This window comes from Halalkalibaculum sp. DA384, assembly GCF_043951955.1.
Taxonomy (GTDB): Bacteria; Bacteroidota; Rhodothermia; order Balneolales; family Balneolaceae; genus JAMQKA01.
The window spans coordinates 114,851-128,733 of record NZ_JBINJE010000005.1 but is presented as its reverse complement, the minus strand read 5'-3'; the positions used below and the strand labels follow the sequence as shown (position 1 = coordinate 128,733).

The window sequence follows — 13,883 nt, the reverse complement described above, 5'->3', positions numbered from 1 at the left end:
CCTAATAGTGATCCCCGTTTATAATGGCATATAGTTTTTGAGTCATGTGAAGGGATGGGGGGGGGAAACGGTGAGTTGGATGGTTTTTCAAAGCCCCCCTTTAATCTAATACCCGGACTGGTAGCCAATCCTTGAACGAGCCGAATGTGTGTTACGTTTGCATAGCCCTAATCGGAGACCAACAATTTAAACTAAATTGACTATGAGTCAGATTCTGGTAACAGCCGCCACCGGGAATGTAGGAACTCCCCTGGTTCATGCATTGAAACAGAAAGACCTGAACTTTACCGCAGGCACCCGTGATGCAGAAGGGGCCCAGGACCAGCTTGGGGAATCGGTAGATACCGTATTCCTGGATTATGAAGAGCCCGACAGCTTCGGCCCGGCCCTTGAGGGACACCAGCAGTTGTTTCTATGCGGCCCCTCTGCCACGCCCAATGCCGCAGAACTGATTATGCCGATGGTGGAGGAAGCCCAAAAGCAGGATATCGAGCATATTGTGTTTATCGCCTCCCATCCGAGCGTGGCTAATGCCATTGAAGAGTCAGGCATCGATTATACCTTTATCAATGCTAATTTCTTCATGGAAAACTTTGAGATGTACCAGACCAAAGATATCCGCGAGCGGCAGCAGCTCTTTCTGCCCTGTGGTGAGGGTACAGTCTCATTTATTCACTGCCGCGATATCGGGGAAGCAGCCGCCGAACTCCTTGCAAATCCATCGGACTACAAGCAGCAGACCATATCCCTCACCGGACCGGAAGCGGTGGACCTTTTTGAGGCTGCCGATATATTTTCTGAAGTACTCGGCACGAATATCACCTATAAAAATCCGGACGATGAGACCTACCGAAGCGAAATGGAACGCCGCGACTACTCCGACACCTACATTGATGCGATGATCGCCGTGTTCGGCAAAATAAAGGATGGAAGCCGGTCAGACGTCAGTCCCATGGTTGAGCAGATTCTGGACCGTCCGCCACTGTCGCTGAAGGATTACCTGGAAGAAAATGAGGAGCAATTTCAGGTAACGTAAATTCCTTAGCGGATCTGTTTAAGATTACTGATAAGAGTACGAGTTTTTTCACAGTAGCTGATTCAGTATAAAATGAGCACCTGCAAAATTATATAACATATTTGTAACGCGGAACGTTACGAATTACATTTGGGTATGATAAAATCATTCAACGACAAGGAATCAGAGGAGGTCTTCAACAGAACCTACTCTAAAAAGCTGCCGGAGACGATTCAGCAGCGTGCCTTGCGAAAGCTTAGAATGATTGATGCTGCCGCTGACATCAATGACCTTCGCGTACCTCCGGGCAATCGTTTGGAAACACTCGGAGGAGATCACGAAGGCCAGCACAGCATTCGAATCAACAATCAATGGCGCATCTGTTTTACCCGGAGCCAGGGTGATGCGTATGATGTAGAGATTGTTGATGATCATTGATCAAAACTCACATAGCCATTGCCATGACTACAAAAAAACTTCAACCTATCCATCCCGGGGAAGTACTGCGGGAAGAGTTTATAGAACCGATGGGCATAAGCCAGCGGGAATTCGCCGACAAAATCGGGGTAACCCATACGCGGCTCAACCAGATCGTTAACGAGAAACGGAGCATAACGGCCGATACCGCCCTGCGTCTGTCAAGGGCTCTGGGTACCACCCCTGAATTTTGGATGAATCTCCAGGCCCGGTACGACCTGGATCAGACCCGGGATGAATCCGGAAGCAAAATTGATAAAGAGGTACGCCCGTTGGTTACTTCTTGAATAAATTCAATGACTAAAATTTATCATGCTTGAACAATACCGAATAACTGTCCAATACAAAACGCGGGAACGGCAGATCCTGAACGCACTGCTTGCCCTGGCCACGGGCGTACTCACTTTGGTCTATCCCAACTTCCTGTACCTGATTGCGGGCGGTTATTTAGTAGCCCTCGGATTGCTGTTCATCGCCTTTCGAATACCATCATGGCTCTCGGCAGTGCCTATTGTAGCAGGTATTTTAATATTTATATTCCCTGAACTGATACCGTTCACCTTTGCAACGTTCCTGGGGCTGTTCGGATTGTTGTTGCTGTTCTCCCTTGGTTTTGCGGCAACTGGTGTCATTACCCTGGTCATTGCGTTCATGCTCTTTGCCAATCCGGGTTCGGTGGCGTACCTGATTGCTGTATTTTTACTGCTGTATGGTGTCTCAAATCTTATCCGGTGGTATAGGGACCCAAAGGCCTAAGGTTTTTTTAGTTTCCCAGCCGACAGGAAACTGGATATTTTATGTGTCGGTTCTCTCATCTCCCCACAATCTCCCCGTGTGGATAGTTTTCGCCCAGGTAGATTTGTGCCAGTTTTTTGGCCATTTGAGCGGGCGGCAAGTTGCGTCCGTCCGTGGCTGAAGCGATAAAATCATCCACCAGGGGGAAATCCTCCTCATCTTTCCCTCGGATGATCTTCTGCATGTTGGTCTCGATGCGACCGGGATTAAAGACCGCACTTTCCACCGGATGCTCCTGCGTCTGCTGTTCAACGGCTACCGTTTGGGCCAGCATATCCACACCGGCCTTGCTGCTACAGTAGTGGCTCCAACCGTGAATGGGCCTGCCGGATGCGCCGGATCCCACAAAAAGTACCCGCTTGATGGCCGGTACCAACTGGAAGCGGTTGACAAAAAGATGGGTCAGCACGGCGGGGGCCACGTAGTTCAGTTCAAGATTGGTTCGATAGTCTCCGACATCGTATTTGCCGAGTGGGCCTATCGGCTCAATGGTCCCCGCATTGTTGATCAGGCCGATAAAATCCGCCTCATCGGTCTGTATCGCATCCAGTACCAGTTCGAAATTATCTTCCAGTCGATCCGTGAGGCTCAGGTCCATCGCCCATATTTCCGCCTGACCTCCTTTGTCACGGACTTTCCCGGCAGTCACCCCGGCTTTACTGCGAGAAATCAAGTGCAGTCTTCGTCCCGTTTCTGCCAGTTCAATGGCTACTTCCTGGCCGAATCCCCTTGAAGCGCCGGTAATAATAATTTCCTGCATAAAAATATCCTGATTTCAGATTAATGATTTACATGGTTCAAATGCGATGCCTGCTCCAAAAGTTTCCAAGATTGTTCAGCAGAAGATGCAGTTGACTAAAATGTGTACGGAGCAGCTATTTCGGAGGTCATTGTGCTATTCACCGGGTCTGGATACTCGTCTAATCAGTTCCTTTTCTTTTGTTTAACCCATTTCTTAAATCTGATCTTAGCCAACCGGCAGTACGACTATCCATTTTAATCTTCGTTGGCAGCTTATCTTCATGCTGTATTCGATAAAGTGTGGTTAAACTTATCTATTGCATATTTGCCAATTCATCAGGCCTTATTTTGCTTGCTGGTTTATCTCTGTTTTTAGTGCCATTCTGACTTTTATAATTAATGGCATGTACAACTTCCTGTCTAAAATCTTTGAGTTCTTCTCAAATAACTTTTCTTACACTGTTTATCCATTTCTTGACAGGCATCCCCTGCTATTTTTCCCTACTTCACAATTTATAATTTCCCTACACTAGATTGGTAATATTGCATCTATATTTTAAAAAATAATATTATTGATTTAATCACCATTCTTTAAAAATCATGAGAGAGTATGATCCGATTACGGAATGAGCAAACGGAAATTGTAGTGGGCTGGTTCCGGAGGCTAATCAAGAGAATTGTTCGGAATCGAATCCACGTTGTGGTATGCGCTGCCTCAGCAACTTGGGCGTGGGCACAACTTGCCAATACCCCCCTTCCAATCACAAATCTAGTGATTGTCTCTTTGATGATGTTTTGCATATATGAGTGGAACCGTTTGTTCGATATGGTAGAAGATCAGATAAACAGCCCTTCAAGAGCTTGGCATAGCCAAAACTCAAAAGCGATTCTTATTTACGGCTGCATATTATCCCTGGTACTGTGTCTAATGCTTGTTCCTCTGACCGGCAATCCCAACGCATTGGGGATACTCATATTGGTAGTGTTCTTGGGAGTTCTGTACAGTACCCCCTTATCACTAATGCCATTTGGCAAAATATCTCGGCTTAAGAATATACCGATCTTAAAAAATGTGACCTCTGGAATTGGGTGGTCTTTACTGGTCGTAATTTATCCTGCTGTTCATACCGCCCAGCCTCTAACAGTTAAACATGGGGTGGCTGCAGCCCTGATGTTCGGATCAGTTTGGATGGTGGAACTGATTTGGGATATACGTGATCAGAAAGGTGACCGGGCAGCCAAGGTACAAACCATTCCTGTTTTAAAGGGGATAAAAGGAGCCTTCGATTGGATTTCAACGCTGAATGTAATTACAGGGCTTGGACTTTTGACTGCCGTTGTAATGGGATGGGTGCCCGAATACTGGTTAATAATACTTACCAATAATCTTTTGATTTATGTCTGGCTCCCGGAGGAGGAGATCATGTTTAACAGGAAATGGTCACACCTTCTAATCACAATACAAACGCTGTTGTTAGTGCTCATCGGGGTGTTGGCCAGTCATATCAATTGGCTGAAAAATATTTAATCCACTTTAGGGAAAGATCATGGAAATGTTGATAGAAAAAATTTTGCCGGTCGCTTTGTTGCTAATCCTTTTCATCAACGGCTGCTTTTCCAGCAAAAAGGCTGTTACTGTAGAGCCGACTGAATACCAAACCGGCGAACAGATCGAATCACCTGCCAAGGTATTCTTAAAAGACTCCTCTTTGGTCATTTTCAATGAAGGATTCACTGTTTCTGGTAACTTTATCGAGGGACCGGGTACACAGTATTGGCTCAATTACAGCGGAGATTCTAGTCAACACCGAATCCATTTAGACAGTATTGCGACAATGACGACCTACGAAGAAAAACAAACTGGTGGGACAATTTTAGGATCTGCAATAATGGGCATAACTGGAACAATCATGGCCCCTCTTTCTGTATACTGCCTGAGCTGTCCCAAGTGTTGTTTTGGATCTTGTCCCACTGTTTACACGACTGATGGTAACAAATATGAACTTGAAGCGGAGCTATTCTCCTATAACCTCTCTCGCTTTTTCCAGGAAGTTGATTTCGATCGCCTTACCCAAAAACCCCAAACAGATGGGAGGTTCACCATCCGACTGACCAACGAGGCCCTGGAAACGCACTATATTAATCAATTTAAGCTACAGGCTGTCCATCACCCTTCCAACACGACAGCCTATCCAACTCCAGAGGGGAGAGTGGCTTTAGTGAAAGACCATATCCTCCCTGTTGAGGTCATAAATTCGGATGGACAGGATATTCAGGCGATGGTTCGCAAACAAGATACGACCTGGTTCACTGGTGTTAGCAGTCGTTTTGACCAGGCTGAAAACAGCTTATCCCGGGACTGGATCGACTTGAAGCTGCAGGTCCCCGAGACCGCGAATAAAGTGACCCTCGTACTTAACGTAAGAAACACCCTCCTATCCACTGTATTATTCTATGACGTTGTGCTTGCGTCACAGGGTGTCAAAGCACTTGAGTGGACTCGACGCCTAAATTCCGATTCACTATATGCCGCATTTTATCACGCAGCTTATAGCGCATTTTCAGGAATGGATGTCAAAATAAAACAAAAGGGTACAAACAGTGAAGCAGTATGGAAAACGGTTTCCAGTTTCGGTGATGTTGGTCCGTTAGCCTGGAAGCAGCAGGCAATAGAATTGCCAGTCTATCATGACGAAAATGGGACGATGTCCGTTCGGCTGGAATGGTTTCCTGATAACTTCATGATTGATTTTATTGGATATGATATTGGGTATAACGAGATGGGAAAGGTAGAGACAGTATACCCAGACTCAGTTGCAAACTATAGTGCAGACCTAAATCCCTATGTTTTAGAACATCTTGAGTCGACAGACTCGGATTATCTGGTCGCTTATCCCGGAGACGCTAATTATTTCTATTATCACATTCCTCAAAAGCAAGAATTTGCCACGACTCTTTTTCTCCAATCATCCGGCTATTACACGGAATGGCTTCGAGGGAACTGGATTAGCCACAAAGCAACCGACTATACCTTTAATCTTTTTCAACCTGAAGAAACCTTAGAGCAGTTAAAGCGAAGCTGGAGGAGGGACCAGGAGCTGCTTGAGAGAACCTTTTTCGAAACCAAAATCCCGTTGAAGGAGAGCAAGAGATGAATAAACTACGATCTTACCTGTTCTTTATAATACCACTCATTTTTTGGGGTTGTACCGGGTCATTATTCACCATTGCCCCTGAAGGAGACCATGCAAATATATCGTTAATGCAGAATCCGCCTTTTACAGCAGAATTACTGGCCATTGACAGTCCTAATAACCTGCTCTACGTAAAATTGAAGAATCAGGATTCCCAAAAAGAAAACTCTCATGTTAATGAGATAATAGGGGTGGATCTGGATATCATCCAATCGATTACTATACAAGACTATAATAACAAAGAGTGGGTGTTACCCTGGGTCACGCTTCAGGTCATTCCCACCATATTATTCGGTATCGCTGCCGCACAGGCAGAGGCAGCAGGAGCGGTGGCTGTTTTTGTATTACCTACGACCATTTCGGGACTTTTGTTGGCCTCATCCTCACCGAAGGCACCGAGGATAACATCTGGATTCACCTCCTCGACACTCAAGGAATTAAATAAATATACTCGGTTTCCTCTTGGCTTGAATAGCGGGCAATTACAAAAACTCCTCCAGGCGAATAATCAAAATGATATACGTATAATAGGACGCCCCATGTGTTATCAAATGATGAAAAGGAGAAATCTATAAAGCTGTGACACGCAGGTGCAACCCGGAAACCAATGGCTGAAAATCCGGCTAATTATTTGAGATAGTCTTACCTTTTTGTCCCTCCTTGATGGCAAGCTGCCCGCAGCCGGCATCGATATCATCGCCGCGACTGCGTCGAACAGTAGCAGTCACGTCGTGGCTGATCAACTCCTGCATAAACTGGTCGAGCCGCTGTTCGCGGGCCCGCTTCAGCTTGACGCCCGCCACATCATTATACATGATGATATTTACTTTGCTGGGCACCCAGTGTACGATTTCAGCCAGTTCACGAGCATCTTCCACTGTGTCATTAAACTCGTCGAACAGCAGATATTCATAGGTTATCGGCCGGTGAAGCTGGTGATAATAATATGTGACCGCCTCTTTCAGTTGTTCCAGGTTCATGGAGTTGTTGATCGGCATAATCTCGTCCCGCTTCTCGTCGTTGGCCGCGTGGAGTGAGATTGCCAGGTTAAACGGCTGGCGTTCTTCCGCGAGCTTCTTGATCTGCTTGGTGAGGCCCACCGTTGAAACGGTGATTCGCTTCGGTGAAAGATCGAGCCCGTGCTCATCCGTTAAAATTGCGGCAGATCCTACGACAGCCTGGTAGTTGTGCAGCGGTTCGCCCATGCCCATGTATACGATGTTCGTGACCTGCTTGTCATATTTTTCCAGGCAGAGTTCATTTATATATTGTACCTGGTCGACGATCTCTCCGTGAGTCAGATTGCGAAAGAAGCCCATCTTTCCGGTGGCGCAAAACGAACATCCGAATACACAACCCACCTGGGAAGAGACGCAGACGGTCAGGCGGTTGGGCGCCCCGTCGGGGTAAAAGTCGGGAATCAGCACCGATTCCACTTTGTGTTTCTCCTCATCCTGCAACTCAAAGAGGAATTTCATGGTACCGTCTTTTGATTGCTGGAGGTGTACTTTTTCAATACGGTTGACGGTAGCCAGGTCGGCCAGGCGGCTGCGGAGATCTTTGGAGAGGTTCGTCATTTCGTCAAACGAGGAAACCCCTTTTTGATAGAGCCACTGGAAAATCTGGTCGCTGCGGTACGACTGGAGTCCCAGTTCTGCACAGAACGACTGGAGTTCCCGTTTGGTGAGACTTTTAAGATCGGTTTTCGTGTCGGTATTTGTAGTCGTGGTCATAGGCGGGAAGATACAAACTATACGGCAGAAAGCAGAAGCTTACCGGCGGGGAAAAGGAGTACCCTGGAGGTTGGGATTCCAGGGTACTAAAAAGGTTAGTTCAACGTGGCATCAAGAATGATGTTGACCCCTGCTAGCGCTTTGGATACGGGGCAGTTGTTCTTGGCATCTTCTGCAATGGTCTGGAACTCATCGTCGTCAATATCGGGGATGCTGGCGGTGGTGTTCAGGTGAATTTCAGAAATTGAGGCTCCGGCGTCAGAAACGCTCAGTGTGACCTCGGCGTTGGTCTCCACCGTTTCGGGCGAATACCCCTGGTCGGCCAGCGCAGCAGAAAGGGCCATCGAAAAACAGCCGGCGTGGGCAGCCCCGATCAGCTCCTCGGGATTGGTGCCGGTTCCCTCCTCAAAACGTGAGGCAAAACTGTAGGAGCCCTCGTACGCGCCGCTCCCGAACTTCATGGTTCCGTTTCCACCTTTCAGATCTCCGTTCCAAATAGCTTCGGCTTTTCTTTTAGGCATAATACTTTTTGATTTTGGATTAATGTGAACATCGGTACTGAATGTAACAAACAGTCAATGGTTGAACTACATTCCCGATTCCTGTTATTTCATCGTGCTCAATAACTTGTGAAATTGAACAGTTATTTTTCCTACGGAATGGTAAGGGATTTATTCTTATTGTAGTAGTCGGATTTTCGCAGCCGCGTAGATTTTGCAAATAGTAACCAAATTGGGAGCCCAATGAATATTTCAGATGCGACAGATGCATATAAATTGATCGTTGACAAATTACAAAGCTGGTTGGAAGCCGGCATTGGTATGTTGCCGAATTTAGCGGTAGCGATTGTCGTACTTATTTTATTTGTCTTTATCGGGAAACTGGTGCGCAAGGCGGTTAAAAAGCTACTGGAAAAGACGACCAAAAACCGCACGATCATTAATCTGCTGGAGACTGTGGTAGGCGTGTTGGTGGTTGGTCTCGGTATACTGTTCGCGCTGCAGATTTTACAGCTGGAAGATACGGTTACCTCGATTCTTGCCGGTGCCGGTATCATCGGTTTGGCCATCGGTTTTGCTTTTCAGGATATCGCCTCCAATTTCATTTCTGGGATCATGCTTTCCGTTCGGCACCCGTTTGGAATAGGAGATATCATCGAAACCAACGGGTTCTACGGGACCGTCCAAAAGCTGAATCTGCGTAATACGATTCTGAGAACACCTAAAGGCCAGGTTGTGTATATTCCCAACAAATCGGTGTTTGACAGTCCGTTGCAGAATTTTACCAAGAAAAATGAACGCCGTATTGACCTGTCCTGCGGCGTTTCGTATGGAGATGACCTGGAAAAGGCGCGTACACTGGCGATCCGGGCGATAGAGAAGCTTGAGAGTATAGACCAAAGCCGTGATATCGAGTTCTTTTACAACGAATTCGGAGACAGTTCTATTAATTTTGTAGTCCGGTTTTGGGTGAACTTCAGGACCAATCCCGATTACTGGCGAGCCCAAAGTGACGCCATTATGGCTATCAAGAAAGAGTTTGATGAAAACGGTATCGATATCCCATTCCCGATCCGTACGCTCGATTTTGGCATCAAGGGAGGAGAAAAGTTGAGTTCCATGCTTGCAAGTGGGGACCGTAATGGTAGTGACAAGTAACTGTACGGACTCTTTCCCTGAGACAGGGCTATAACAGGGACAGGTCCCGTATGATATTCTAAAATCGGGGGTTTACCACGCTGTTGTAAATTGAACCAAACGTATATTCGAATCCGATGGATGCGTTGTAGTAAAAGGAGGTCGGGGGCTCTTTCAGGTTGAGCAGTTGCTCTTCGTCGGAAATCTCCTCGGCGGGGATGGAGAGCTGGTCGTTGACCAGGGAGTACCGCCCGGATAGATTCATGGAAAGTCCCCGGGTAATCTGGAAGTCAAATTCAAGGTCGAAGACCGCCCGGTTTTTCGACCAGTCCCGCATGTAGGCGTACAGTTCAAGGTCACCCTCGATTTCGCCCCAGGGCTGGGTGAATTCCATGTTGGCAGAAAAGCGATTTTGTATCAGCAGTTCCTCCCACTCTCCGTAGACGGTGACCTTGTCGTAATTGTTGTAGGTGGTCATCAGCACGTACCGCAAGCTGAGTTCCCGTTCAGTGAATTCGGAATAGGGAAAAATGTTGTATTCAATTGCCGGTGATCCCCCGATACGCAGATCATAGTTATTCCGTGTAGAGGTGGTCGCCTCTGTGAAGAGCCCCAACGACCAGTGACTGTTGAGGCTTTTGGCAACTATGCCCCTGTACCGGTTGCTTTCGGTCAGGTAGGTTTCCGTGGTATCCTCATCGGTGAAGCTTCGGCGCCTGAAATCTTTGTCAAACTCAAAATCGGTTTTCCATTGCTCGGTAATGCGGGAAGCCGATATTTCGCCCCAGATGTTTATCCGGCTCCGCGTATCTTCCCCGTCGAAAAAGGAATCCATCCCCACTTCAAAAATCCACCTGTTCCACTTGTCATCCTGCTGTTGCGGGGAGGAGTCAAGGGTGCCGTCATAGGTAATGGAGAGCTCCTGGATGATGGAGGTCTGCCGCAGGTAGGGCAGCAGGCCCACCTTTATTTTCTTTACGAGACCGCGCCGCCGTATATCCTGGGTATCCGACTGGTATGACTGGTAGGTGAGGAGCTGTTCCTGGCCTTCAAACTTTCGCTGCCCGATATATCGGATCTGGTACTCGCGTCCCCCGCTCCCGGTCCACTGCCGGGTGACAAGAAGATGAACATCGGCATCGGTCATATCGCGGACAAATTGAACAAAATTAATCTCATTCTGAACGTAGGATTCGCTGCACCCGCGGCAGTCCACATACACGTTGATGGTATTCGGCGGCAACTGCTGACTTGTTGTGTCGGTTTCCTGTGGAGTTATATTGACAAGAAAGAGCAAGCCGACAAGTGAAAATAGATTCATGTTCCCCTGTTAACCTATAATTTAAATTATTTGTAAATATCCCTGTGATTTTGATGGGCCTTATTTAATGATAATCGTCTTTAATTTCTAGCTTTATTCTGTAAAAATATTTTTAGAGGGCTTTGAAAAACCAGGGGTTTTGGTCAAGACCAACCCCTGAGCGGATTCGGAACCGCAGTTTATATCTCATAAATGAGGATTTAGAATCCGCGAAAACGCCGATATTGGCCAATACAACGGTTTTGCAAAGCCCCCTTTATCCAATCAATTCCTGAAATAGCACCATGAGGGCAACGGAGATGGTGACGGTGATGGCCACCGTACGGGGATGAGCATCCTCAATGGCATCGGGAACCAGTTCAGCAAACACCATCCAGATCATGGCACCTCCCGCAAAACCGAGTCCCGCCGGCAGGTAGGCCCGGAATACTTCTACAAAAAGGAATGCCGGTACCGCCATGAGCGGCTGGGGCAGGCTGGAGAAGATACTCCACAGCATCGCTTTGAAAGGGGAAGTGCCGCGAGGCACCATTACCAGGCTGATAGCCAGTCCCTCCGGTATGTTGTGTATGGCGATTGCGGTTGTGATAAACAGGCCGAGGTCCAGGCTGCCGCTAAACGATACCCCCACGCTCACGCCTTCGGTAAATGAATGGAGCGTCATGACGCCCAAAATAAGCAGGATTTTTGTGGCGTCGGCCTGGCTCAGCCTGGCTATGGAGATGTCATTATGCTGGTCCAGCAGCTTCTGGCTCAGTGCAATAAACACCAGGCCCCCAATGATACCGCCGATTGTCATCCACAGGTCGTAATTCAATCCCTCATAGATAAGCCCAAAACTGGCGGCCAGCATCAGTCCCGCCGCAATGCCGTTGGAAATTCCCAGCCATGTTCGCGTCAGTTTCTTTAAAAAAAAGAATGGAAGTGCTCCGAGCCCGGTCGCTACAGCCGTAATAAGGGCGTAGAGGAAAACATCCACTACAGGTTTATCGAGAAAATTCATTTATACTTGATGATCATCCGGAAATTGACACATTGCGGAATATAGCAATCGGATGAACGGAAGAAAGGAATTAATGAAAATTTAGAACTGGAATAAATAGAAGTGAGGAAAACAGCTTGGAAAAAGGCCGCATAAAGAAAACCTCCAAAGGTTTTCGGAAACCCTGGAGGTTTGGAAATATTGAGCAACGTTTACCCGGTCAGCTCTTCGATGATACGATCCATCTTTTCTTCAAGCTGTTCTGTCACGGCCTCAAATTCACCGCGGCTTTCCAGCTCGGTATTGACGCTGCAGTAAAATTTTATTTTGGGCTCCGTACCCGACGGACGAACAGAGACGATGGAGCCGTCTTCGGTGACAAATTGCAGCACATTGGAGCTGGGCAGATTAATGTCGGTGGTTTTTCCGCTGGAAATATTTTTTTCCCGGCCGGTCTTGTAGTCTTTGATGATGACTACGTCTGAGCCCGCCAGTTGCTTGGGGGGTGCTTCACGGTAGTTTTTAAGCATCTGCTGGATCTCTTCCGCGCCTTTCTTCCCGCGCTTGTAAACCGACACCAGTTTTTCCCGGAAATAGCCGTGTTCTACATACATGTCGAGCAATGCCTCGAACAGGCTGCTGCCCTGGTCTTTGTAATAGGCCGTCATTTCGGCAATAATTGTTGAGGCCACGATGGCGTCTTTGTCGCGCACGTGTTCGCCCACGAGGTAGCCGTAGCTCTCTTCGCCCCCGGCGATAAACGTTTTCTTGCCCTCAAACCTGGTCATCAGTTCCCCGATATACTTGAAACCGGTGAGCGTATTGTAGCACTCAACCCCGTATTCGTTGGCAATGCGATCGATCAGGTAGGAGGTGACAATCGTTTTGACGATATACTCATTTCCGGTCAGTTTGCCCGCTTCTTTCCACGCGTTGAGCATGTAGTTGATGAGCAAGGTCCCCGTCTGATTGCCGTTCAGCAGTGTCCACTCGTCCCTGTGGTCTTTTACGGCGATCCCCACGCGATCGGCATCCGGGTCGGTGGCCATCACCAGTTCGGCGTCGATCTCCCTGGCTTTATCCAGGGCCAGGGTCAGGGCTTCTTTCTCCTCCGGGTTCGGATATTCAACCGTGGGAAAATTGCCATCATACTGCATCTGTTCCTCCACAAGCGTAACGTTGGTGAATCCATATCGTTCGAGCGCGGCCGGGGCAAGTACGCCTGCGGTACCGTGGATGGGGGAAAAAACGATTTTGAGATCTTTTTGCCGTTTAATGGCATCGCGGGAAACAGACAACGCTGTAATGGCCTCGAGGTATTTTTCGTCGATCGCTTCCCCGATCTCATCGATCAATTCCGGATTTCCGTCAAATTTAATTTCGTCAACCGATGTAATTTTCTGGACTTCTTCCATCACCTGCTGATCCTGGGGCGCAACAAGCTGTCCGCCGTCGCTCCCGTAGGCTTTGTACCCGTTATATTCTTTGGGATTGTGAGAGGCTGTCAACATCACCCCGCCGTGGCAGTTGAGCTCGCGAATGGCAAACGAGAGTTCGGGGGTGGGGCGCAATCCTTCAAACAGGTAAACTTTAATGCCGTTGGCGGAGAATACGTCGGCCACCACCCGGGCCAGGGTTTCGGAGTTATTCCGGCAGTCATGGGCGATCGCTACCTTGACCTGCTCTCCGGGGTGCCGGGCATTCAAAAAGTTGCTGAGTCCCTGTGTAGCCATCCCAAACGTGTACTTGTTAACCCGGTTGGAGCCGATCCCCATGATGCCCCGGATTCCGCCGGTTCCAAATTCCAGATCTTTGTAAAAGGCATCGGTCAGCTCTTCATACTTTTCCTGCTCCAGTTTTTCGCGCAATGCAGCTTTGGTCTCTTCATCATAGTTGCCCTGTAGCCAGTGATCAATTTTTTCCCGAATTCCCGGATCAAGTTTTTCCATAATATCTGATCTGAATAAGTTGACGGTTAGAATTTTGCA

Annotated in this window: 14 protein-coding genes; 8 read left to right on the top strand and 6 right to left on the bottom strand. The window is 47.8% G+C overall.

The genetic code is table 11. The features are described 5' to 3' along the window. The first annotated feature begins 202 nt into the window (after positions 1–202). From ACG2E4_RS04915 to ACG2E4_RS04900, 4 genes are all read left to right on the top strand, one after another. Positions 203–1,036 carry an NmrA family NAD(P)-binding protein gene (locus tag ACG2E4_RS04915; protein WP_395258477.1) on the top strand — a complete coding sequence of 278 codons (834 nt, stop codon included), beginning with the start codon at positions 203–205 and terminating at the stop codon, positions 1,034–1,036. Positions 1,037–1,171: 135 nt separating this feature from the next. Next, positions 1,172–1,453: a type II toxin-antitoxin system RelE/ParE family toxin gene (locus ACG2E4_RS04910; protein ID WP_395258474.1), complete on the top strand. Its 282-nt coding sequence runs from the start codon at positions 1,172–1,174 to the stop codon at positions 1,451–1,453. 23 nt (positions 1,454–1,476) lie between these two features. Beyond that, positions 1,477–1,779 carry a HigA family addiction module antitoxin gene (locus ACG2E4_RS04905; protein WP_395258472.1) on the top strand — a complete coding sequence of 101 codons (303 nt, stop codon included), beginning with the start codon at positions 1,477–1,479 and terminating at the stop codon, positions 1,777–1,779. Between the two features lie 25 nt (positions 1,780–1,804). Beyond that, entirely contained in the window at positions 1,805–2,248 is a 444-nt protein-coding gene (locus tag ACG2E4_RS04900; RefSeq protein WP_395258470.1) for a hypothetical protein, read from the top strand. A gap of 55 nt (positions 2,249–2,303) precedes the next feature. Here the strand turns inward: ACG2E4_RS04900 and ACG2E4_RS04895 are convergent, their stop codons facing one another. Then, complete coding sequence (locus ACG2E4_RS04895; RefSeq protein WP_395258467.1) at positions 2,304–3,047, bottom strand: SDR family NAD(P)-dependent oxidoreductase; 744 nt, start codon at positions 3,045–3,047, stop codon at positions 2,304–2,306. Between the two features lie 591 nt (positions 3,048–3,638). On the opposite strand from ACG2E4_RS04895, the gene ACG2E4_RS04890 reads away from it, so the two are divergent. The 3 genes from ACG2E4_RS04890 to ACG2E4_RS04880 are packed head-to-tail and all read left to right on the top strand — an operon-like array spanning position 3,639 to position 6,797. Continuing rightward, on the top strand, positions 3,639–4,556 hold the full coding sequence (locus tag ACG2E4_RS04890; RefSeq protein ID WP_395275873.1) for a UbiA family prenyltransferase: 918 nt from the start codon (positions 3,639–3,641) through the stop codon (positions 4,554–4,556). Between the two features lie 19 nt (positions 4,557–4,575). Next, positions 4,576–6,183, top strand: a complete 1,608-nt coding sequence (locus ACG2E4_RS04885) for a hypothetical protein (protein ID WP_395275872.1) — start codon at positions 4,576–4,578, stop codon at positions 6,181–6,183. Then, positions 6,180–6,797, top strand: coding sequence for a hypothetical protein (locus ACG2E4_RS04880; RefSeq protein ID WP_395275871.1), 618 nt, complete (start codon positions 6,180–6,182; stop codon positions 6,795–6,797). Before ACG2E4_RS04885 ends, ACG2E4_RS04880 begins: the two co-directional genes overlap by 4 nt. Positions 6,798–6,845: 48 nt before the next feature. On the opposite strand, the gene rlmN is transcribed toward ACG2E4_RS04880, so the two are convergent. Both rlmN and ACG2E4_RS04870 read right to left on the bottom strand, forming a co-directional pair. After that, on the bottom strand, positions 6,846–7,955 hold the full coding sequence (gene rlmN, locus ACG2E4_RS04875; RefSeq protein ID WP_395275870.1) for a 23S rRNA (adenine(2503)-C(2))-methyltransferase RlmN: 1,110 nt from the start codon (positions 7,953–7,955) through the stop codon (positions 6,846–6,848). Positions 7,956–8,050: 95 nt separating this feature from the next. Then, positions 8,051–8,476, bottom strand: coding sequence for an OsmC family protein (locus ACG2E4_RS04870; protein WP_395258462.1), 426 nt, complete (start codon positions 8,474–8,476; stop codon positions 8,051–8,053). 222 nt (positions 8,477–8,698) lie between these two features. Between ACG2E4_RS04870 and ACG2E4_RS04865 the strand changes: the two genes are divergently transcribed. After that, the gene (locus ACG2E4_RS04865) at positions 8,699–9,613 is read left to right on the top strand and encodes a mechanosensitive ion channel family protein (protein ID WP_395275869.1); all 915 of its coding nucleotides are present in this window, start codon (positions 8,699–8,701) and stop codon (positions 9,611–9,613) included. A 58-nt stretch (positions 9,614–9,671) separates the two neighbouring features. Here the strand turns inward: ACG2E4_RS04865 and ACG2E4_RS04860 are convergent, their stop codons facing one another. From ACG2E4_RS04860 to ACG2E4_RS04850, 3 genes are all read right to left on the bottom strand, one after another. Continuing rightward, on the bottom strand, positions 9,672–10,913 hold the full coding sequence (locus tag ACG2E4_RS04860; protein WP_395275868.1) for a hypothetical protein: 1,242 nt from the start codon (positions 10,911–10,913) through the stop codon (positions 9,672–9,674). A 256-nt stretch (positions 10,914–11,169) separates the two neighbouring features. Beyond that, positions 11,170–11,916, bottom strand: coding sequence for a ZIP family metal transporter (locus ACG2E4_RS04855; RefSeq protein ID WP_395275867.1), 747 nt, complete (start codon positions 11,914–11,916; stop codon positions 11,170–11,172). Between the two features lie 191 nt (positions 11,917–12,107). Beyond that, entirely contained in the window at positions 12,108–13,844 is a 1,737-nt protein-coding gene (locus tag ACG2E4_RS04850; protein WP_395275866.1) for a phospho-sugar mutase, read from the bottom strand. Positions 13,845–13,883 lie beyond the last annotated feature (39 nt).

What these genes read in the sequence shown, in the direction of transcription:
- ACG2E4_RS04905 (WP_395258472.1), top strand. Translation starts at nt 1,477, where the DNA reads ATGACTACAAAAAAACTTCAACCTATCCATCCCGGGGAAGTACTGCGG.
- ACG2E4_RS04870 (WP_395258462.1), bottom strand. Translation starts at nt 8,476, where the DNA reads ATGCCTAAAAGAAAAGCCGAAGCTATTTGGAACGGAGATCTGAAAGGT.
- ACG2E4_RS04855 (WP_395275867.1), bottom strand. Translation starts at nt 11,916, where the DNA reads ATGAATTTTCTCGATAAACCTGTAGTGGATGTTTTCCTCTACGCCCTT.
- ACG2E4_RS04860 (WP_395275868.1), bottom strand. Translation starts at nt 10,913, where the DNA reads ATGAATCTATTTTCACTTGTCGGCTTGCTCTTTCTTGTCAATATAACT.
- ACG2E4_RS04885 (WP_395275872.1), top strand. Translation starts at nt 4,576, where the DNA reads ATGGAAATGTTGATAGAAAAAATTTTGCCGGTCGCTTTGTTGCTAATC.
- ACG2E4_RS04890 (WP_395275873.1), top strand. Translation starts at nt 3,639, where the DNA reads ATGATCCGATTACGGAATGAGCAAACGGAAATTGTAGTGGGCTGGTTC.
- ACG2E4_RS04895 (WP_395258467.1), bottom strand. Translation starts at nt 3,047, where the DNA reads ATGCAGGAAATTATTATTACCGGCGCTTCAAGGGGATTCGGCCAGGAA.
- ACG2E4_RS04915 (WP_395258477.1), top strand. Translation starts at nt 203, where the DNA reads ATGAGTCAGATTCTGGTAACAGCCGCCACCGGGAATGTAGGAACTCCC.
- ACG2E4_RS04910 (WP_395258474.1), top strand. Translation starts at nt 1,172, where the DNA reads ATGATAAAATCATTCAACGACAAGGAATCAGAGGAGGTCTTCAACAGA.
- ACG2E4_RS04865 (WP_395275869.1), top strand. Translation starts at nt 8,699, where the DNA reads ATGAATATTTCAGATGCGACAGATGCATATAAATTGATCGTTGACAAA.
- ACG2E4_RS04900 (WP_395258470.1), top strand. Translation starts at nt 1,805, where the DNA reads ATGCTTGAACAATACCGAATAACTGTCCAATACAAAACGCGGGAACGG.
- rlmN (WP_395275870.1), bottom strand. Translation starts at nt 7,955, where the DNA reads ATGACCACGACTACAAATACCGACACGAAAACCGATCTTAAAAGTCTC.
- ACG2E4_RS04850 (WP_395275866.1), bottom strand. Translation starts at nt 13,844, where the DNA reads ATGGAAAAACTTGATCCGGGAATTCGGGAAAAAATTGATCACTGGCTA.
- ACG2E4_RS04880 (WP_395275871.1), top strand. Translation starts at nt 6,180, where the DNA reads ATGAATAAACTACGATCTTACCTGTTCTTTATAATACCACTCATTTTT.